The following is a 19,869-nucleotide window of genomic DNA, read 5'->3' on the forward strand; positions in this document are numbered from 1 at the left end:
TATCGGATATCAGTTCAGGCAGCATCAGTCAGGCCAGGGCGTCCCACCAGGACTTGTCGAGCTCGCCGCGCGCGACGAGCACGGCGGGTCCGGTGAGCGTGGACGTCGTCGGCTCGATCGTCACGAAGACCTGACCACCGAGGACGTCGACGGTCGCCGAGCCGGTCGTACGGCCCTGGCCCGCGAGCCAGGAGGCGACGGACGCGACGGTGCCGGTGCCGCAGGAGCGGGTCTCGCCGACGCCGCGCTCGTAGACGCGCATCTTCAGAGCGCCACCGCGCGGGGAGCCTGCGTCGGATTTTCCCGGGTCGAGCACGTTGATCAGTTCGACGTTGACTCCGTGCGGGAAGAACACCGGGTCGAAGCCGGGCGGCACGGTCAGGTCGAAGCCGTCGACGTCGGCGTCGGTGACGCACGCCAGGTGCGGGTTGCCGACGTCGACGGCGAAGCCGCCGATGCCCTGGCCGTCGACCGCCGCGATGGACGTCCCGGTCACCCGTGCGGGACCCATGTCGTTGGTGACGGAGCCGTCCGGGTGGGTGATGACCGTGCGATCCCCCGCCCGCGTGCCGACGACGAACTCGCCCTGCGGCTGGTGGCCGGCGTCGACGAGGTAGCGGGCGAACACGCGCAGGCCGTTGCCGCACATCTCGGCGATGGAGCCGTCGGCGTTGCGGTAGTCCATGAACCATTTGCCGCCGGAGTCGCCACCGGACCGCACGACGCGCAGCACGCCGTCCGCGCCCAGGCCGCGCTGCCGGTCGCACAGCGCCCGCACGCGCGCCACCGTCAGGTCCAGCTGGTCATCGAGGTCGGGCAGGATGACGAAGTCGTTCTCCGTGCCGTGCCCCTTCACGAACTCCACGGCACCAGGTTACCGGCGGCTGCCAAAAGATCCGGCCGCGCACCGTCCAGCCAGGTGATGCGCTGGTCACGCCGGAACCACGACCGCTGCCTGCGCACGAACCGGCGGGTGGCGCGCTTGGTCTCCTCGGCGGCGAAGTCGATCGTGCACGCTCCGTCCATTGCGGACAGCACCTGCTGGTAGCCCAGCGCCCGCGAGGCGGTCTTGCCGTCCCGCAGGCCCAGCCGGACCAGAGCACGCACCTCGTCCTCCAAGCCGGAAGCGAACATCACGTCCACCCGCCGGTCGACGCGGGAGTCCAGTTCGGACACCTCGCGGTCGACGCCGATCTGGACGGTGCCGTACCGCGCGGGTCCGGGCTTGGGGAGGTTCGCCGAGAACGGCTGCCCGGTCAGCTCGATGACCTCCAGCGCGCGCACGATGCGGCGTCCGTTGGACGGCAGGATCGCGATCGCGGCGGCCGGGTCGAGCGACCGCAGCCGCTGGTGCAGTGCTTCCGGGCCGACCGCCGCCAGCTCCGCTTCGAAGCGCTCCCGCACGGCGTCGTCGGTACCGGGGAACTTCAGGTCGTCGAGCACCGCCTGGACGTAAAGTCCCGAACCACCGACCAGGATCGGCGGGCGTCCGGCGGCCAGCAGGCGTTCGACGACGGCACGCGTTTCGCGTTGGTAGGCAGCTACGGACGCGGTCTCGGTGACGGAGAGGACGTCGAGCAGGTGGTGCGGGATCCCACGCCGCTCGGCCAGGGTCATCTTCGCCGTGCCGATGTCCATGCCGCGGTAGAGCTGCATGGCGTCGGCGTTCACGACCTCTCCCCCGAACCGTTCCGCCAGCGCGACGGCCAGGTCGGACTTTCCGGACGCGGTGGGTCCGACAACAGCGATCGGAACTATTGGGGTCGTGATCACGGGCGCTCCCAGACAGCGACGTGGTAGCCCACGCCGAACGGTGCGAAGAACTCGGCGCCGGCACAGCGCCACGGTCCGGGCACGCCGGCGAGGACCTGCCACGCCGCGCGACCCTGTGCGCCCAGCTCACGGGCGAGTTCGAGGTCGAGATCGAGCAGGCCGTCCACATCGGCGGCCGCCAGCAAGGAGTGCACGTGCTCGTCGAACGGTCCCGAACGCTCGTCGTGGGAACCTGGCGAACGCAGGCCGTGCCGAGTGGATCCGTCACCGAGGATCAGCAGTCCGGCGTCTTCCCCGGCGAGTTGTTGTCCAAACGAGACACAGTCGGCGGGGGGCAGATCCGGCGGCACGAGTTCAACGCGTGACACCTCGACCGCGCAGTGTTCCCGCAGCCACGCGGTGATTAGCACTGGCAACGGAATTCGGGGGTCAGGCCGCAGGTCACCTCCGAGCGACACAGGTACATCAACGCCGAAACCGAGAAAAGTTCCCGACAACGGTGGCACCACCGTCGCGGGCCCGCTGACGTCGGCCGCGACCGCGATCCACGGACCGGGCAGTTTTCCTGCTGCCGCAAGGGTTGCGGCACGCACGGGGGCGGTTTCGGCGGCGGCTCCCGCGACCAGTTCTGGGACCAGAAGAGGCGGGTGGGGCACCACCGCGGCACGGGTGATCACGACGAACCAGGCTACCTATCGTGGACTCCCAGTACCGAGTCGAGCTCTGACCTGTTTGAATGCGCGCGGGGAACTGGGGACGGGAGACGCCTCCAGCGCCCGTATTGCATCGGCCCCGCCGCGGCGGGGCGCCCGTGGCAGGCACGGGCGTCAGATGGGAGGAACCGGCGATGTCGGAGCAGGACAGCACACCGGAGGCCGTGGTCGAGACCGCCCCCGCAGAGGGCGCCGTCGCGGCCGCAGCCGAGGGTGGAGTCGAGGAGACGCCGAAGGAGACCGCGCAGGCGACGCCTCCGGCCGTCCCCGTGGCGTCGGACCACCCTGACCGCTGGGGGCGCGTTGACGCCGACGGCACCGTGTACGTGAAGACCGAGGACGGCGAGCGCGCCGTCGGGTCCTGGCAGGCGGGCGAACCGGTCGAGGGCCTCGCGCACTTCGCGCGGCGCTTCGACGACCTGCGCACCGAGGTCGAGCTGCTGGTGACGCGGCTCGCGTCCGGTGCCGGTGACCCGAAGCACGCGATGACCAGCGCGAAGCACGTCAAGGAGCAGCTCGCGGAAGCCGCCGTGGTCGGCGACCTCGCGGCGCTCGCCCGGCGCGTGGACTTCGTGCTGGAGCGCGCCGAGGCTGGCATGGAGAAGGCGAAGGAGGCCAAGGAGGCCGCCCGCGCCCAGTCCGTCGCCCGCAAGCAGGCGCTGGTCGACGAGGCCGAGTCGATCGCGAACGAGTCGACCCAGTGGAAGGTCGCCGGCGACCGGCTGCGCGCGATCCTCGACGAGTGGAAGACGATCCGCGGCGTCGACCGCAAGACCGACGAGCAGCTGTGGCGCCGGTTCTCGAAGGCCCGCGACGCGTTCAACCGCCGTCGCGGCTCGCACTTCGCGGACCTCGACCGGCAGCGTTCGGTGGCGAAGTCCTCCAAGCAGGCGCTCGTCGAAGAGGCCGAGAAGCTCATCGACTCCGACGACTGGGGCCCCACGGCCGGTCGCTACAAGGAGCTGATGGTCGAGTGGAAGGCCGCCGGGCGTGCGCCCAAGGAGGCCGACGACGCGCTGTGGCAGCGGTTCCGGGCCGCGCAGGACGCGTTCTTCCAGAAGCGTTCCGAGGCGTTCAGCGAGCGTGACGCCGAGTTCTCGGCCAACGCGAAGCTGAAGGAGGAGCTGCTCGCCGAGGCCGAGACGATCGACCCGACCGGCGACCTCGAGGCGGCGCGCAACCACCTCTACAAGATCCAGGAGCGCTGGGACGCGATCGGCAAGGTGCCGCGCGAGCGCATCCGCGAGCTCGAGGGCAAGCTGCGCACGATCGAGGAGAAGGTCCGCGGCGCGGTCGACGCGCAGTGGCGTCGCTCCGACCCCGAGGCCGAGGCCCGCGTGGCGCAGTTCCGCGAGCGCGTGGAGCAGTTCGAGGCGCAGGCCGCGAAGGCCCGTGCCGCGGGCGACAAGCGCCGCACCGAGCAGGCCGAGGCACAGGCCGCGCAGTGGCGCGAGTGGCTCGCCGCCGCTGAGCAGGCCCTGGCGACCCGCTAGTTCCAACGCATGAAGGCCCCCTCCGCGGAGGGGGCCTTCATCGTGTCGGGGGACTACAGCTGCGGCGGGCGGGAAGCCGCGATCCTGACCCACTTCACCAGCAGGACGATCACCGCGATCACCGCGATGATCAGGCCGACACCGGGACCGGGGCCGATCGCCTTGTTGCTCGTGGTCGTCTGCTGCGTCCAGATCGACAGCACGCCCGTCACCGAGCCGGCGAACAAGCCCAGCGTGCACACCCACGCGAGGCCCCAGCGCCGCACCGCGAGCGTGAGGCCGGACCCGACCACGCCAACGCCGAGCGCGAGGAACGAGAACAGCCGCGGGACGAAGCTCGTGGACTCGCCGAGCACCACGCCGAGGCCGGTCTTGTCCCCGACCCACGGCAGCACGAGCGACACCAGCAACGCCAGCACGGCGATGGAGATCGTCAACGCGCCGGTGCCGGGGTCGATCCGCCTGGCGGCCTGCTGCTCCACCGCGTCGATCTCCTTGCGCAGGTACTCGTCGTCGAACTTCGGGTCGCTCACTGGGCCGCGCACCCGGACACGGCGGGCAGCGGGGCGGGCGCGCCGAACGACGGCAGGCCGAGGCCGATGCCCGCGGTCTTGGGCTTGATGCCCGCCTCGGACCTGTCACCGGCCTTGGTACGCCGCCACGTCAGCGGTTCGCCGTCCGCGACGAGGTAGTGCGGGGCCGCGTAGGTCACGACGGTCTCGACGACGTCACCGGGACGCGGAGCCGTGTCGCCGGGCGTGAAGTGCACGAGACGTCCGTCGCGGGCACGGCCGCTCATGCGGTGCGTCTCGGCGTCGCGCTTGCCCTCACCGGTGGCCACGAGGACCTCGACGGTGCGGCCGACCTGCTCGATGTTCAACGAGTGGGTCATCTCGTTCTGCAGTGCCACGAGCCGGTCGAAGCGCTCCTGCACGACAGCCTTGGGCAGCTGGTCCGGCAGGTCCGCGGCCGGCGTGCCGGGGCGTTTGGAGTACTGGAACGTGAACGCGGAGGAGAACCTGGCCTGGCGCACCACGTCGAGCGTGCCCTGGAAGTCCTCCTCGGTCTCACCGGGGAAGCCGACGATGATGTCCGTGGTGATCGCGGCGTCCGGCATGGCGGCGCGGACCTTGTCGATGATGCCGAGGTACTTCTCGGTGCGGTACGAGCGGCGCATCGCCTTGAGCAGCCGGTCCGAACCGGACTGCAGCGGCATGTGCAGGCTGTGGCACACGTTCGGCGTCTCGGCCATGGCGGCGATGACGTCGTCGGTGAAGTCCTTGGGGTGCGGCGAGGTGAAGCGCACGCGCTCGAGCCCGTCGATGTCACCGCACGCGCGCAGCAGCTTGCCGAACGCCAGCCGGTCGCCGAACTCGACGCCGTAGGAGTTGACGTTCTGGCCGAGCAGCGTCACCTCCAGCACGCCCTCGTCCACCAGCGTCTGGACCTCGGCGAGCACGTCACCGGGGCGGCGGTCCTTCTCCTTGCCGCGCAGCGACGGGACGATGCAGAACGTGCAGGTGTTGTTGCAGCCCACCGAGATCGACACCCAGCCCGAGTAGGCGGAGTCGCGCGCGGCCGGCAGCGACGACGGGAACGTCTCCAGCGCGTCGAGGATCTCGACCTGCGCCTCCTCGTTGTGCCGCGCGCGTTCGAGCAGCACCGGCAGCGAGCCGATGTTGTGCGTGCCGAACACGACGTCGACCCACGGGGCGCGGCGGACGATCTCGCTGCGGTCCTTCTGCGCGAGGCAGCCGCCGACCGCGATCTGCATGCCGGGCTTGGCGGCCTTCTGCGGGGCGAGGTGGCCGAGCGTGCCGTACAGCTTGTTGTCGGCGTTCTCGCGGACCGCGCAGGTGTTGAACACGACGACGTCGGCCTGGTCGTCCCCGGTGGCCCGCTCGTAGCCGGCGTCTTCCAGCAGTCCGGCGAGCCGCTCGGAGTCGTGCACGTTCATCTGACAACCGAACGTGCGAATCTGGAAGGTCTTCGGAACCTGCACGGTGCTCACGACCAACACCATAACCCCTGCTCAGAGCCCCAAGTCACGCGGACCGGGCAGAGGTGCGCGCAGGTGCGCCTTGACCAGGCACGACCGGGACACGCCCGAAGAGCGGACCTTCGTCGGGTGCAGGCTCGCGACGCCTCCGTGGCACGATGCGGTGGTGCTGGGACGAGTGCATGCAGCCGTGAGCCTGTTGACCGCCGCGACGGTCCTGACGGGCTGCAGCAGCACGGTGGAGAACATCAAGATCACGATGGCCACCGGCAGCGAGAACGGCGTCTACTACGCGCTCGGCAACGGCCTCGCGGACATCTGGAGCGGGCGGCTCGGCATCGTGCGCCCCCAGGTCGTCCCGACGGACGGGTCGATCGACAACGTCACCCGGCTGGTCAGCAACCAGGCCGAGGTCGGCTTCTCGCAGGCCGACGCGCTCGACGAGGTGCAGGGCTCGTCCCGGTTGCGCGCGCTGGCCCGCATGCACGACGACTACCTGCAGATCATCGTCCGCAACGACCTGCCGGTGACGAAGCTGAGCGAGCTGTCGGGCAGGCGCGTGTCGATCGGCGCGAAGGGCTCGGGGGTCGAGATCATCGCGAACAAGCTGCTGCGGGCCGAGAACGTGACGCCCCAGAAGGTGAACCTCAGCCTCGACGAGTCCGCCCAGGCGATGGAGGAGGGCAAACTCGACGCGTTGTTCTGGTCGGGCGGGCTGCCGACGAAGAAGATCACCGACCTCACCAAGGGGCTCGGCGTGCGCATGCTCGACCTGAAGGAGGAGCTGCCGAAGTTCCGTCGGCAGTATCCCGTGTACGGCTCGGCCACGCTGCCCGCGTCCACCTACAACCTGCAGTCCGGGCCGGTCGTCACGCTCGTGGTGCGCAACTTCCTGCTCGTGAACGAGTCGATGCCGGACGACGTGGCCGAGGCGCTCGTGCGGCAGCTGTTCGAGGGGCAGCCCGATCTCGTGAAGGCGCACTCGGCGGCGCGCACCATCGAGCAGCGGTCGGCGATCGAGACGTCACCGGTACCGCTGCACAACGGCGCCATGCGCTACTACCGCGAAGCCAAAGTGTAATATCCAATATATTAGACGCCGGTACATCAGACGGCCGGCAGCTCGATCACGACCTTCAGGCCGCCGTCCTCCGGCGACTCCAGCCGGACGACGCCGCCGACGCGCTCGACGACCAGGCGCACGATCGACAGCCCGAGACCGGAGCCCGGCACGTTCTGGTGGGCCGGACTGCGCCAGAACCGGTCGGTCGCCCGCTCGAGTTCGTCGGGCTGCAGGCCGGGCCCGTGGTCGGCCACCGAGAGCCGGACGACGCCGTCGGACTTGCGGACGTCCACCACGATCAGCGTGCCCTCGGGGGTGAACTTCAGGGCGTTGTCGAGCAGCGCGTCGAGGATCGTCTCGACGCCGCGCGGCGGTGCGAGGGCCATGCCGACGCGTTGCCCGTCGAGCACGAGGTGGACCTCCTTCGAGGCCGCGGCCGCCTGCCACGCCGAGAGCCGCGCCGCCACGGACTTGTCGACGTCCACCGGCATCGGGTCCACGGAGCTCGACTCGGCGCGCGCCATGGCGAGCAGCTCGTCGAGGATCCGGTTCAGGCGGTCGGTCTCGCTCAGCGCCTCGACCTGGTGCACCTCGGCCTCGGCGTCGACATGACCCTCCAGGTTGGACAGTCGCAGTTTCAAGGCCGTCAACGGGTTGCGCAGCTGGTGTGAGGCGTCGGCGACGAACGCCCGTTGCGCGGCAAGCACATCGCTCACGTTCGCGGCCATCTGGTCGAACGACCGCGAGAGCTGCCGCAGTTCCGGCGGCCCGCTCTCCGCGCCCACCGGCGGCACCGGACGGCCCGACACGACAGCGCCCAGGAGCTTGCCCGTCGCGTCGTCCAGCGCCTGCACCGGCCGCAACGTCCAGCGCACCACCGGTAACGCCAGCAGCACCGCGAGCGCCAGGACCAGCAGCGACGCCGCCAGCAGCAAAGCCCACCACGCGAGCACCTCGAAGCGGGTCTTCGACGTCGGCGAGAACGTGATCACCGCCCCGCGCACCTCGCCGTCGACCAGCACCGGTTCGGCGAGCACCACCTTCGTGTCGCTCCACGGCATGAACAGCGGCGGCGCGACCGGCAGCCGCCCGGCCAGCGCCTTGCTCACCAGGTCCTTCACCGCGCTGTCGCCGAGCGCCAGGTCGTTGCGCGACGCCACCACCGCGACGGTCGGCGCGTCACGGGTCACCACCGCCACGCCGATGTCGTAGAGCTCGTCGTAGCGCTCCAGCTCGGCCCGCAGCAGATCCGGCTTGTCGTCGATCAGCGGCCGTTGCGCCAGCGAGGCGAACCGGCTGGTGTCGGTGAGCCGGTCCAGGAACATCTCCTGCTGCTCCGCGGCCGCCACGCCGCGGCCCAGCGGCAGGCCGAGACCGACGAGCACCAGCACGATCAGGGCGAGCACCACGCCCAGCAGTCGGGACCTCACGAGCCGTCACCCGGCCCGACGACGACACGCCGACGAAAGATCACCCAATGGAGTTCACACCTGCCCCAGCCGATAGCCGACGCCACGCACGGTCTCCAGCAGCGCTGGCCGCCCCAGCTTGGTCCGCAACGTCGCCACGTGCACGTCGAGGGTCCGGTTCGCGCCGGACCACGTCCGCCCCCACACCTCGGCCAGGATCCGCTCACGCGTGCACACCGCGCCACCCGCCGCCATCACCAGCGCGAGCACCTGGAACTCCTTTCGGGACAGCGCGACGGATTCACCCGCGACGGTGACCTCGTGCCGCCCCAGGTCGACCCGCACGTCGCCGGTCTCGAACACCTCCGTCGACACCGCGCCCACCCCGACCGGGTCCGCGCCACGACGGCGTCGCACGGCGTGCACGCGGGCCACGAGTTCACCCACGTCGTAAGGCTTCACGAGGTAGTCGTCGGCCCCGGCGTGCAGGCCGAGGATCCGGTCGTCGATCTCCCCTCGCGCCGACACCACGATGATCGCGACGTCCGACGCCGCGCGGATGGCGCGGCACAGCGTCACGCCGTCCATATCGGGCAGACCGAGGTCGAGCAGCACCACGTCGACGCCGGTGAGGCGATCGAGCGTGCCGCGGCCGGTGGCCTGCCGATCCACGTGGAAACCCCGTCTGGTCAGGGCTGGGACCAAGGCCTCTGCGACCCTGTCGTCGTCCTCGACGAGCAGCACGCGCACTTTCGCTACCTCCCGGGCAACCGATGTCTGCCTGTGACAGAGTTGAGACCCTAAGTCTTGCTCAATGTCCTGGACTGGTGTGGTGGCGGACACCTAGGTTTCCGCCAACGCCGACGACCCCAAATGGAGGACTGGATGACTGCCGCCTCTGCCCCGCCGATGATTCGTGTGGCGGGCGTGGACAAGTTCTTCGGCCCACTGCACGTGCTCAAGAACGTGCAGCTGGAAGTGCCGAAGGGGCAGGTCGTGGTCGTGCTGGGGCCGTCGGGTTCCGGTAAGTCGACCCTGTGCCGGACCATCAACCGCCTCGAACCGATTGATTCCGGTGTCATCGAGGTCGACGGGCAGCCGCTTCCCGCCGAAGGAAAAGAACTGGCCCGCCTGCGCGCCGATGTCGGCATGGTGTTCCAGTCGTTCAACCTTTTCGCGCACAAAACCATCGTCGAGAACGTCATGCTCGCTCCGACGAAGGTGCGCAAGACGCCGGCCGCCGAAGCGCGCAAGACCGCCATGGAACTGCTGGAGCGGGTCGGGATCGCCAACCAGGCGGAGAAGTACCCGGCTCAGCTCTCGGGTGGGCAGCAGCAGCGCGCCGCGATCGCCCGCGCGCTCGCGATGAAGCCCAAGGTGATGCTGTTCGACGAGCCCACGTCCGCGCTCGACCCGGAGATGGTCCAGGAGGTCCTGGACGTCATGACGGGCCTGGCGAAGGACGGCATGACGATGCTGGTCGTCACGCACGAGATGGGCTTCGCCCGCAAGGCCGCGGACCGGGTGATCTTCATGTCCGACGGCGAGGTCGTCGAGGATTCCACCCCGGAAGAGTTCTTCTCGGCCCCGAAGTCCAACCGCGCGAAGGACTTCCTTGGCAAGATCCTGACTCACTAGTAGTCAGCCCACTTTCGAACGAATGGCAGGAGAAGGACGATGAGGGTTCGCACCCTTGCGGCGGTGCTGCTCACGGGCGCACTGGCCCTGACCGCGTGTGGCAAGGAGGGCAGCCCGACCGACCAGGCGGCGCCCGCCGGCCTCTTCGAGGTCGCCAAGGACGTCAAGGTCGAGGGCTCGCCCACGTTCGACAAGGTCAAGGCGCGCGGCAACCTCGTCATCGGCGTCAAGGAGGACCAGCCGGGTCTCGGCTACAAGGACCCGACGACGAACAAGTACAGCGGTTTCGACATCGACATCGCGCGGCTGATCTCGGCGAAGCTGGGCTTCGACCCCGAGAAGATCCAGTTCAAGACGGTCCAGTCGGCCGCTCGCGAGCAGGCGCTGATCAACGGTGACGTCGACTACTACGTCGGCACCTACACGATCAACGCCGGCCGCAAGGAGAAGGTCAGCTTCGCCGGCCCGTACTTCGTCGCCGGCCAGGACCTGCTGATCAAGGCCGACAACACGACGATCACCGGCAAGGAAACCCTCAAGGGCAAGAAGGTGTGCTCGGTGACCGGCTCCACGCCGGCCAAGCGCATCAAGGACGAGGGCCTGACCGAGGCCACGAACGTCATCGAGTTCCAGGGCTACTCGCAGTGCGTCACGAAGCTCCTCGAGGGTGAGGTCGACGCGGTCACCACGGACGACGCGATCCTCAAGGGCTACGCGGCCGCCGAGGAGGGCAAGCTGAAGGTCGTCGGCAAGACGTTCTCCAGCGAGCCGTACGGCATCGGCCTGCCCAAGGAGGACAAGGCCCTGCGCGACAAGGTGAACGACATCCTGCAGGCCTCGCTGGACGACGGCACCTGGCAGAAGATCTACGACGGCACCCTGGGCAAGTCTGGTTCGGCCGCCCAGAAGCCGAAGATCGACCGGTACTGACCGGGGAGTTCACGTGGCCGGTGGATCCCACGTGGGTCCACCGGCCGTTCCTTTAGAGGCGGACGACGGCAAGGAAACCGATGAGCGTCCTCACCAACAACCTCCCGCTCTTCCTGGACCTGTTCTGGAAGACACTTCAACTCTTCGCGGTCTCCGCGGTGCTGTCGCTGGTGCTGGGCACGATCCTCGCCGCGCTGCGGGTCAGCCCGGTGCCGGTGTTCCGGGCCATCGGCACGGGGTACGTGACCGTGCTGCGCAACACGCCGTTGACGCTGGTGTTCGTGTTCTTCGTCTTCGCGTATCCACTGCTGGACATCCTGAAGATCGAGAACTACACCGCGGCCGTGGTGGCGTTGTCGCTCTACACGGCGGCTTTCGTGTGCGAGGTCGTGCGATCGGGCATCAACACCGTGCCGGTCGGCCAGGCGGAGGCGTCCCGCGCGCTCGGGCTCACGTTCGTGCAGATGCTCGGCAACGTGGTGCTGCCGCAGGCGTTGCGCTCGGTGGTGCCGCCGATGACGAGCACCATGATCGCGTTGCTGAAGAACACGACGGTGGCGTCCGGCTTCGCGGTCGCCCAGGCAGGCAACATCCGCGACTCGCTGTCGGAGCAGGGTGAGAACGTCCTGTTCGGACTCCTGTGGGTGGCGCTCGGGTTCGTCATCCTGGTCATGCCGCTGACGTACGTGCAGCAGGTCTTCGAGAAGCGGTGGAGCGTGGCCCGATGAGCATGGTGCTGTTCGACGTCCCCGGCCCGAAGGCCCGCGCTCGTCACAAGATCATGGCCGTCATCGGCATCGCGGCGGTGCTCGCGGGCCTGGCGTACGTGGCCATGCGTTTCATCTCCACCAACCAGTTCTCCGCCCGCAGGCTCGACTGGATCAACTACAAGCAGATCCAGCTCTCGCTCGTCGAGGCCATCGGCAACACGCTCAGCGCGTTCGCCGTCGGCGCGGTGCTGGCGCTCGCGTTCGGTGCGATCTTCGCCGCGGCCAGGCTCTCCGACCACGCGTGGGTGCGCACTCCCGCGGCGGTGATCGTCGAGATCTTCCGCGCGATCCCGCTCGTGATCATGATGTTCTTCTTCTACTACGGCCTTCCCGTGGCCGGGGTGAAGCTGAGCGCGTTCACGGCGGTCGTGCTGAGCCTGATGCTCTACAACGGCTCGGTGCTCGCGGAGATCTTCCGCGCGGGCATCAACTCGTTGCCGAGGGGGCAGAGCGAGGCGGCGTACGCGCTGGGCATGCGCAAGACGCAGGTGATGACGCTCGTGCTGCTGCCGCAGGCGTTGCGGGCGATGCTGCCGACCATCATCAGCCAGCTGGTCGTGCTGTTGAAGGACACCGCGCTCGGCTTCCTCATCACCTTCGAGGAGCTGCTGCGGTGGGGTACCCGCATCGGTGGTGACGCGGTGAACTTCGGTCGTCCGATGATCTCGGTGATGATCGTGGTCGCACTGATCTACATCGGCCTGTGCCTGTTGCTGACGTGGCTCGCGACCTACCTGGAGAAGCGCAACCGCCGCAACAAGAAGGTCATCCACCTCGATGACGACGCGGCCGGTCAGGTCCAGCTCGGCAACGCGTCGACCACGATCGGCGTCGGGTTGACCGTCTGACGCCGAAACCGTGAAAAGAGGGCGTGTCCACATCGGACACGCCCTCTTTTCACGCGTGGACGTTCCAGTCGACGACACCGCACCAGTCCTGCCCCGGACCCACGACGTCCAGCGAGAAGGTGGTGCCGGCGCGGAAGTTCGTCCCCAGGCAGCGCCTCGAGCGATCCCCCGCGGGGAACAGCACGGGACTGCCGGCCACGCGGCGGTCACCGTCCTGGTAGCAGCGGATCTCCAGGTCGACGGGACTGGACGTGACCCGCAGGTAGACGTCCGAGCCGTCGACGGTGATCGTGCGGACGGAGAGCAGGTCGGCCGATGCGGTGCGCATGCAGCGGAACGTATCGACGCGAGCGGAACCGGGTCGTCTCACGAAGAGTGGATCTCCCGTCAACTTTCGCGGTACGCTCTGAGTTGGGGGATCTACCGCGGTGACGTCACATGAATGAGGGGCATTGTGACGCGCGTGTTCGTTGTCGACGACCAGCCGTTGTTCAGAGCGGGCCTGGTCGCGTTGCTGAACGCTTCACCTGATCTGACCGTCGTCGGCGAGTCCGCGGACGGCGAGACCGCCGTGCGGCTGGCCGAGTCGCTGAGTCCGGACGTGATCCTGCTGGACATCCGCCTGCCGGGAATCGCGGCGCTCAAACGCGTCGCGACGTCCGCGCGGTTGCTGGTGCTGACCACTTTCGACCTGGACGAGCACGTCCACGAGGCGTTGCGCCTGGGCGCCGCCGGATTCGTGCTGAAGGAGTCGGAACCGGCCAGGCTGATCGCCGCGATCGCCGCCGTCGCGTCCGGGGAGATGCAGTTCAGCCCCACCGTCATGCGCCGGCTCGTGGCCGCGTACCTGCGGGGTGACGCGGTGGTTTCCCCGTCGGGTTCGGTCGGTCTGGACGAGCTGACCGGTCGCGAACGCGAGGTGTTGCGGCTCGTCGGCACCGGTCTGACCAACGCCGCGATCGCGGCCAGGCTGACCGTCACGGAGGGCACGGTGAAGACCCACCTCAACCGCGTGATGACGAAGCTGCGGCTGACCAGCCGGGCGCAGGCCGTGGTGATGGCCTACGAGTCCCGGCTGGTCATTCCGCAGGCCGTTACCGCCTGAACAGCTTGTTGCCGAGCCAGACGATCGGGTCGTACTTGCGGTCGGCGACGCGCTCCTTCATCGGGATGAGCGCGTTGTCGGTGATGTGGATGTGCTCGGGGCACACCTCGCTGCAGCACTTGGTGATGTTGCAGAGCCCGAGGCCGTGCTCCTCCTGCGCCTGGTCGACGCGGTCCGCCGTGTCCAGCGGGTGCATCTCCAGTTCCGCGACCCGCATCAGGAACCGGGGCCCGGAGAACGCCTCCTTGTTCTCCTCGTGGTCACGCACCACGTGGCAGGTGTTCTGGCACAGGAAGCACTCGATGCACTTGCGGAACTCCTGCGAGCGCTCGACGTCGACCTGCTGCATCCGGTACTCGCCCGGCGCCAGGTCCTTCGGCGGCGCGAACGACGGCACCTCGCGCGCCTTGGTGTAGTTGAAGGACACGTCGGTGACGAGGTCTCGGATGATCGGGAACGTCCGCATCGGCGTGACCGTGATCGTCTCCGCCTCCTCGAAGGTCGACATCCGGGTCATGCACAGCAGCCGCGGGCGTCCGTTGATCTCCGCGGAGCACGAGCCGCACTTGCCCGCCTTGCAGTTCCACCGCACCGCGAGGTCCGGTGCCTGCGTGGCCTGCAGCCGGTGGATGATGTCGAGCACGACCTCACCCTCGTTGACCTCGACGGTGAAGTCCTCCAGCGAGCCGCCGGAGTCGTCACCGCGCCACACCCGGAACTTGCCCTGGTAGCTCATGACAACTCCTCCGCGGTGAGGTACTTCTCCAGCTCGGTGCGGTCGAACAGGTCCAGCAGGTCGCCGCGGATCGGGATCTGCGGTTTCTCCTCGACGGTGACAGCATCGTCGGAAACGTTGCACACCAACAGCTTCCGCCGCCACTCAGCGTCCATCACCGGGTGGTCGTCGCGGGTGTGACCGCCACGCGACTCCGTGCGCAGCAGTGCCGCCTTCGCCACGCATTCCGACACCAGCAGCATGTTGCGCAGGTCGAGCGCGAGGTGCCAGCCGGGGTTGAACTGCTGGTGTCCCTCGACCGTCAGCGCCTGGGCGCGCTCCTTGAGCTTCTCCAGACGCTGCAACGCCTCTTCCATCTCACCGGCGCGCCGGATGATGCCGACGAGGTCGTTCATCGACTGCTGCAGCTCCATGTGCAGCGTGTACGGGTTCTCGCCGCCTTCCTGCTGGAACGGCTTGAGCGCGGTCGCCCGTGCCTCGGTGACGGTGTCCTCGGAGACGGTCGGCCTGGAGCCGAGCGCCCGCACGTATTCCGACGCACCCGCACCAGCACGGCGGCCGAACACGAGCAGGTCCGACAACGAGTTGCCGCCCAGGCGGTTCGAGCCGTGCATGCCGCCGGAGACCTCGCCGGCGGCGTAAAGCCCTGCCACGGAAGAGGATCCGGTGTCCGGGTCGACCTCGACGCCGCCCATCACGTAGTGACAGGTCGGGCCGACCTCCATCGGCTGCGCGGTGATGTCCACGTCGGCCAGTTCCTTGAACTGGTGATGCATGGACGGCAGTCGCTTGCGGATCTCCTCGGCGGGCAGACGCGTTGACACGTCGAGGAAAACGCCGCCGTGCGGTGATCCGCGCCCGGCCTTGACCTCGGAGTTGATCGCGCGCGCGACCTCGTCACGCGGCAGCAGCTCCGGTGGGCGCCGGTTGTTCGCCTGGTCGGTGTACCAGCGGTCGCCCTCCTCCTCGTTGTCGGCGTACTTGTCCTTGAACACCTCGGGGATGTAGTCGAACATGAACCGCTTGCCGTCGGAGTTGCGCAGCACGCCGCCGTCACCGCGCACGGACTCGGTGACGAGGATGCCCTTGACGGACGGCGGCCAGACCATCCCGGTGGGGTGGAACTGGATGAACTCCATGTTGATCAGCGAGGCGCCCGCGCGCAGGGCCAGCGCGTGGCCGTCTCCGGTGTACTCCCACGAGTTCGAGGTGACCTTGAACGACTTGCCGATGCCGCCGGTCGCGAGGATCACCGCGGGTGCCTCGAACAGCACGAAGCGGCCGGACTCGCGCCAGTAGCCGAACACGCCGGCGATGCGGTCGCCGTCCTTGACGAGGTCGGTGACGGTGAACTCCTGGAACACCCGCAGGCGTTCCTCGTAGTCGCCGAACTCCTTGAAGTCCTCCTGTTGCAGCGAAACGATTTTCTGCTGCAACGTGCGGATGAGTTCGAGGCCGGTGCGGTCGCCGACGTGCGCGAGGCGCGGGTACTCGTGGCCGCCGAAGTTGCGCTGCGAGATGCGGCCGTCCTTCGTGCGGTCGAACAGCGCGCCGTACGTCTCGAGTTCCCAGACCCGTTGTGGTGCCTCCTGGGCGTGCAGTTCGGCCATCCGCCAGTTGTTGAGGAACTTGCCGCCGCGCATGGTGTCGCGGAAGTGCACCTGCCAGCTGTCGCTCGAGTTCACGTTGCCCATGGCGGCGGCGATGCCACCCTCGGCCATCACCGTGTGGGCCTTGCCGAACAACGACTTGCAGAGAACGGCGGTGCGCATGCCGTGCTCACGGGCCTCGATCGCGGCACGCAGTCCGGCACCACCGGCGCCGATCACGAGAACGTCGAACGAGTGCCTTTCCAGCTCGGGCAAAACCACTCCTTAGTTGATGAAGCGGAGGTCGGAGATCGTTCCCGAGGCGACCAGCGCGACGTACAGGTCCGTGAGGCAGACGAAGATCAGCGAGGCCCACGCCAGCTGCATGTGCCGGTTGTTCAGCTTCGAGATCTGCGTCCACATCCAGTACCGGACCGGGTGCTTGGAGAAGTGCTTGAGCCGCCCGCCCGCGATGTGGCGGCACGAGTGGCAGGACAGCGTGTACGCGCCGAGCAGCGCGACGTTCGCGAGCAGGATGATGTTGCCGAGCCCGACACCGGTGCCGAACGCGAGGACCGCGTCGTAGATGTTGATCAGCAGCAGGATCGAGGCCGCGTAGAAGAAGTAGCGGTGCAGGTTCTGCGCGATCAGCGGGAACCTGGTCTCACCGGTGTACTTGCTGTGCGGCTCGGCCACGGCGCACGCGGGCGGCGACGCCCAGGCTGCCCGGTAGTAGGCCTTGCGGTAGTAGTAGCAGGTGATCCGGAAGCCCAGCAGGAACGGGATGATGATCACCGGCGGGGTCAGGAAGCCGGGCAGCGCCGGGAACCACTGACCGAAGTGCGAAGCGGCCGGGACACACTCCTCGGTGAGACACGGCGAGTACATCGGTGTGAGGTAGTGGTACTGGTCGACCCAGTAGTAGTCCCCCTGGAACGTGCGGAACGCCGCGTAGATCGAGATGAGCAGCAGGCCGACGAATGTCGTCAGCGGCGGCAACCACCATCGGTCCGTGCGCAGAGTCCTGGCGGCGATCTCTGCCCTCGCCATTACTCACCTTTCTGGGGGTCCACGTCGTTGTGGAGAAACGCCGAACGGCCCCCGCGTCGGCGGGGGCCGTCTGATCAGTTCGGCTCAGGTCCGGTTGCGGTAGCCACCGAGTCCTTCGTCGTCCGCGTCCTTCCACAACGACTCGTCGTAGGGCGTGTCGGGCACGACCACGACCTCGCGTTCCACTTGAGGAGCTTCACGCTGCCTCGGGGTGCTGAGGTCGACGAGTTCGGTGGCGTCGATGTCCATGCGTTCAACGTCGTTGGCAAGGCGCTGAACCGCTGCCACGTCGCCATACCTGCCGCGCAACGCGCTGACGGCATGTCGCATCTGACCGATGACCCGGCGCAGTTCGACGATCTCCGTGGACGTCATGGGACACCTCCGTTCCAAGGTCGTGCCCCGCACTCTGCCCAATCTCAAGCCATGTGACAAGCACCACACGCGAAGATTCAAAACTGGACCCCTCCCAGTTACTGAATCGTTTTTGTGTCTTCCACCAGCCATGACTTACTGTGTGTGGCGTCACGCCCGTCTGTGGGACGCCACCGTTGTCGTCTCGTAAGGGCCCCACCACGGCCCGTGATGACCCGGAGACCCCCATGACCGAACTGCATCCTGTTCTGACCGAGGTCACCCGCCGGATCGCCGCCCGCAGCGCCGATTCCCGTCGTGTGTACCTCGAACGTGTGGCCGCGGCCGCGCAGGACGGAACGTCCCGGTCCGGCTTCGCCTGCAGCAACCTGGCGCACGGCTTCGCCGGAATCACCGGCGGCGACAAGGCGGCGCTGCGGGCGCTGCGCAAGTCCAACGTCGCGATCGTGTCGTCCTACAACGACATGCTGTCCGCCCACCAGCCGTTCCAGGAGTACCCGGCCTGGATCAAGGAAGCGGTCCGCACGGCGGGCGGGGTGTCCCAGTTCGCCGGTGGCGTGCCCGCCATGTGCGACGGCATCACCCAGGGCCGGGACGGCATGGAGCTGTCGCTGTTCAGCCGCGACGTCATCGCGATGTCCACCGGGGTGGCCCTGTCGCACGAGATGTTCGACGCCGCGGTGTTGCTGGGCGTCTGCGACAAGATCGTGCCGGGCCTGCTGATCGGCGCGCTGTCGTTCGGTCACCTGCCGTCGATCCTGGTGCCCGCGGGTCCGATGTCGTCCGGCCTGTCGAACAAGGAGAAGGCCCGCGTCCGGCAGCTCTACGCGGAGGGCAAGGCGTCGCGCGAGGACCTGCTGGAGGCCGAGGCCGCCTCGTACCACTCCCCCGGCACCTGCACGTTCTACGGCACCGCGAACTCGAACCAGATGGTCGTCGAGGTCATGGGCCTGCACCTGCCGGGCGCCTCGTTCGTGCCGCCGGGCACCTCGTTGCGACGCGCGTTGACCGAGCAGGCCGGCCGCCGCGCCGTCGAGATGGCCCGCGGTGACGACTACACCCCGATCGCGCACATCGTCGACGAGAAGGCCGTGGTCAACGGCGTGGTGGCGCTTCTGGCCACCGGTGGCTCCACCAACCACACGATGCACCTGGTCGCCATCGCCGCCGCCGCGGGCATCGAGCTGAGCTGGGACGACCTCAACGACCTGTCGGCGGTCGTGCCGCTGATCGCGCGGGTCTACCCGAACGGCAGCGCCGACATCAACCACTTCCAGGCCGCGGGCGGCGTCCAGTTCGTCGTGGGCACCCTGCTGGACGCCGGTCTCCTGCACGCCGACGTCAACACGGTGGCCGGTTTCGGCCTCGACCGCTACCGCCAGGAGCCGACGCTCGTCGACGGCTCGGTGGTCTGGGTCGACGGCCCCGGCCGCTCGCTGGACCTCGAAGTCCTGCGTCCGGCCACCGACCCGTTCGCCCTGGACGGCGGCCTGCGGATGCTCACCGGCAACCTCGGCCGCTCGGTCATCAAGGTGTCCGCGGTGGCGGCGGAGAACCACGTCGTCGAGGCGCCCGCCCGCGTGTTCACCACGCAGGAGGCCTTCCAGGAGGCCTTCCAGGCCGGCGAACTCGACCGCGACGTGGTCGTCGTCGTCCGCCAGCAGGGCCCGCAGGCCAACGGCATGCCCGAACTGCACAAGCTGACCCCGCCGCTGGGCGTCCTGATGGACCGCGGCTACAAGGTGGCCCTGGTGACCGACGGCCGCATGTCCGGCGCCTCGGGCAAGATCCCGGCCGCCATCCAGCTGACCCCGGAAGCCGCGGTCGGCGGCCCGCTCGGCCGCGTCCGCGACGGCGACGTCGTGCGGCTGGACGCCTCCGCCGGAACGCTGGAGGTCCACGTGCCCGCCCAGGAACTGGCGTCACGACCCCTCGTCGACTTCCCGCCGACCGGCCGCGAATGGGTCGGCACGGGCCGCGAACTGTTCGCCGCCCTGCGCCGCACCGTCGGCCCTGCCGACCGCGGCGCGACGGTGTTCGGCCCCATCACCGCCGATCACTTCGCCCCGGTCACGCACCACTGACCGGCCCGCACCGCCAATATATTACTTCCGCACCATCGCTGACCTGCCCCTTAGCAATGAGACTTTGGACTTCGTCGTCAAAAGACTCGTTGCAAAGGGGTGGTGGCGTCCGACCAGCCCGCCCGCCACACCCGCCCCGCCGGTCCGGCAGTCCAACCCTGCCGACCCACCCCGCCAGCCTTTGCAATGAGTCTTTTGACTTCGTCCGCAAACGTTTTTTGCATCCGGGTGGGTGCGGGGCAGGTGTGACAGCATGCGATATATCGGTTTCCGATCCCCCAAGATCTGGCTAGG

At 68.5% G+C, this 19,869-nt stretch carries 20 protein-coding genes; 8 read left to right on the forward strand and 12 right to left on the reverse strand.

Features of this window, described 5'->3' with window-relative positions; all coding sequences use genetic code 11:
• Positions 1-28 precede the first annotated feature (28 nt).
• Genes dapF through B0F77_RS30645 form a run of 3 tightly spaced genes read right to left on the reverse strand, consistent with a single transcriptional unit; the run spans position 29 to position 2,450 of the window.
• The gene (gene dapF / locus B0F77_RS30635; protein WP_086666478.1) at positions 29-865 is read right to left on the reverse strand and encodes a diaminopimelate epimerase; all 837 of its coding nucleotides are present in this window, start codon (positions 863-865) and stop codon (positions 29-31) included.
• A complete protein-coding gene (gene miaA / locus B0F77_RS30640) occupies positions 853-1,773 on the reverse strand; it encodes a tRNA (adenosine(37)-N6)-dimethylallyltransferase MiaA (RefSeq protein WP_425435746.1) in 921 nt (306 codons plus the stop codon). The genes dapF and miaA overlap by 13 nt, the downstream gene beginning before the upstream one ends.
• Positions 1,770-2,450 (reverse strand): class III extradiol ring-cleavage dioxygenase family protein, encoded by a 681-nt coding sequence (locus B0F77_RS30645; protein ID WP_086666479.1) that lies wholly within the window; start codon positions 2,448-2,450, stop codon positions 1,770-1,772. Before B0F77_RS30645 ends, miaA begins: the two co-directional genes overlap by 4 nt.
• 170 nt (positions 2,451-2,620) lie before the next feature.
• Between B0F77_RS30645 and B0F77_RS30650 the strand changes: the two genes are divergently transcribed.
• Positions 2,621-3,979: a DUF349 domain-containing protein gene (locus B0F77_RS30650; protein ID WP_086666480.1), complete on the forward strand. Its 1,359-nt coding sequence runs from the start codon at positions 2,621-2,623 to the stop codon at positions 3,977-3,979.
• A gap of 53 nt (positions 3,980-4,032) precedes the next feature.
• On the opposite strand, the gene B0F77_RS30655 is transcribed toward B0F77_RS30650, so the two are convergent.
• Both B0F77_RS30655 and miaB read right to left on the reverse strand, forming a co-directional pair.
• Positions 4,033-4,524 (reverse strand): Rv2732c family membrane protein, encoded by a 492-nt coding sequence (locus tag B0F77_RS30655; RefSeq protein WP_245848842.1) that lies wholly within the window; start codon positions 4,522-4,524, stop codon positions 4,033-4,035.
• On the reverse strand, positions 4,509-5,990 hold the full coding sequence (gene miaB / locus B0F77_RS30660) for a tRNA (N6-isopentenyl adenosine(37)-C2)-methylthiotransferase MiaB (protein WP_425435747.1): 1,482 nt from the start codon (positions 5,988-5,990) through the stop codon (positions 4,509-4,511). The genes B0F77_RS30655 and miaB overlap by 16 nt, the downstream gene beginning before the upstream one ends.
• A 178-nt stretch (positions 5,991-6,168) precedes the next feature.
• Between miaB and B0F77_RS30665 the strand changes: the two genes are divergently transcribed.
• The gene (locus B0F77_RS30665; RefSeq protein ID WP_245848844.1) at positions 6,169-7,059 is read left to right on the forward strand and encodes a TAXI family TRAP transporter solute-binding subunit; all 891 of its coding nucleotides are present in this window, start codon (positions 6,169-6,171) and stop codon (positions 7,057-7,059) included.
• 26 nt (positions 7,060-7,085) lie between these two features.
• Here the strand turns inward: B0F77_RS30665 and B0F77_RS30670 are convergent, their stop codons facing one another.
• The gene (locus B0F77_RS30670) at positions 7,086-8,471 is read right to left on the reverse strand and encodes a sensor histidine kinase (RefSeq protein ID WP_086666482.1); all 1,386 of its coding nucleotides are present in this window, start codon (positions 8,469-8,471) and stop codon (positions 7,086-7,088) included.
• 54 nt (positions 8,472-8,525) lie between these two features.
• Positions 8,526-9,200: a response regulator transcription factor gene (locus tag B0F77_RS30675; RefSeq protein WP_030464939.1), complete on the reverse strand. Its 675-nt coding sequence runs from the start codon at positions 9,198-9,200 to the stop codon at positions 8,526-8,528.
• A 159-nt stretch (positions 9,201-9,359) separates the two neighbouring features.
• On the opposite strand from B0F77_RS30675, the gene B0F77_RS30680 reads away from it, so the two are divergent.
• The 4 genes from B0F77_RS30680 to B0F77_RS30695 all read left to right on the forward strand — a co-directional run bounded on the left by B0F77_RS30680 (position 9,360) and on the right by B0F77_RS30695 (position 12,636).
• A complete protein-coding gene (locus B0F77_RS30680; protein ID WP_207311886.1) occupies positions 9,360-10,088 on the forward strand; it encodes an amino acid ABC transporter ATP-binding protein in 729 nt (242 codons plus the stop codon).
• 39 nt (positions 10,089-10,127) lie between these two features.
• Positions 10,128-11,018, forward strand: coding sequence for a glutamate ABC transporter substrate-binding protein (locus B0F77_RS30685; protein WP_086666483.1), 891 nt, complete (start codon positions 10,128-10,130; stop codon positions 11,016-11,018).
• A gap of 80 nt (positions 11,019-11,098) precedes the next feature.
• Entirely contained in the window at positions 11,099-11,746 is a 648-nt protein-coding gene (locus B0F77_RS30690) for an amino acid ABC transporter permease (protein WP_086666484.1), read from the forward strand.
• Positions 11,743-12,636, forward strand: a complete 894-nt coding sequence (locus B0F77_RS30695) for an amino acid ABC transporter permease (RefSeq protein WP_086666485.1) — start codon at positions 11,743-11,745, stop codon at positions 12,634-12,636. Before B0F77_RS30690 ends, B0F77_RS30695 begins: the two co-directional genes overlap by 4 nt.
• A gap of 49 nt (positions 12,637-12,685) precedes the next feature.
• Here the strand turns inward: B0F77_RS30695 and B0F77_RS30700 are convergent, their stop codons facing one another.
• Positions 12,686-12,964 (reverse strand): hypothetical protein, encoded by a 279-nt coding sequence (locus B0F77_RS30700; protein WP_086666486.1) that lies wholly within the window; start codon positions 12,962-12,964, stop codon positions 12,686-12,688.
• A gap of 135 nt (positions 12,965-13,099) precedes the next feature.
• Between B0F77_RS30700 and B0F77_RS30705 the strand changes: the two genes are divergently transcribed.
• On the forward strand, positions 13,100-13,741 hold the full coding sequence (locus B0F77_RS30705) for a LuxR C-terminal-related transcriptional regulator (protein ID WP_342746854.1): 642 nt from the start codon (positions 13,100-13,102) through the stop codon (positions 13,739-13,741).
• Here B0F77_RS30705 and B0F77_RS30710 read toward each other — a convergent pair.
• From B0F77_RS30710 to B0F77_RS30725, 4 genes are all read right to left on the reverse strand, one after another.
• On the reverse strand, positions 13,731-14,477 hold the full coding sequence (locus B0F77_RS30710; RefSeq protein WP_086666488.1) for a succinate dehydrogenase/fumarate reductase iron-sulfur subunit: 747 nt from the start codon (positions 14,475-14,477) through the stop codon (positions 13,731-13,733). The genes B0F77_RS30705 and B0F77_RS30710 overlap by 11 nt on opposite strands.
• Complete coding sequence (locus B0F77_RS30715; RefSeq protein ID WP_086666522.1) at positions 14,474-16,342, reverse strand: fumarate reductase/succinate dehydrogenase flavoprotein subunit; 1,869 nt, start codon at positions 16,340-16,342, stop codon at positions 14,474-14,476. Before B0F77_RS30715 ends, B0F77_RS30710 begins: the two co-directional genes overlap by 4 nt.
• A gap of 9 nt (positions 16,343-16,351) precedes the next feature.
• Complete coding sequence (locus tag B0F77_RS30720) at positions 16,352-17,116, reverse strand: hypothetical protein (RefSeq protein WP_086666489.1); 765 nt, start codon at positions 17,114-17,116, stop codon at positions 16,352-16,354.
• Between the two features lie 84 nt (positions 17,117-17,200).
• Positions 17,201-17,491, reverse strand: a complete 291-nt coding sequence (locus tag B0F77_RS30725) for a hypothetical protein (protein ID WP_086666490.1) — start codon at positions 17,489-17,491, stop codon at positions 17,201-17,203.
• Positions 17,492-17,718: 227 nt separating this feature from the next.
• Between B0F77_RS30725 and edd the strand changes: the two genes are divergently transcribed.
• Positions 17,719-19,575, forward strand: a complete 1,857-nt coding sequence (gene edd / locus B0F77_RS30730; RefSeq protein ID WP_169731003.1) for a phosphogluconate dehydratase — start codon at positions 17,719-17,721, stop codon at positions 19,573-19,575.
• Positions 19,576-19,869 lie beyond the last annotated feature (294 nt).

Origin of the sequence: Lentzea kentuckyensis (assembly GCF_002150765.1) — a bacterium.
Lineage (GTDB): Bacteria > Actinomycetota > Actinomycetes > Mycobacteriales > Pseudonocardiaceae > Lentzea > Lentzea kentuckyensis.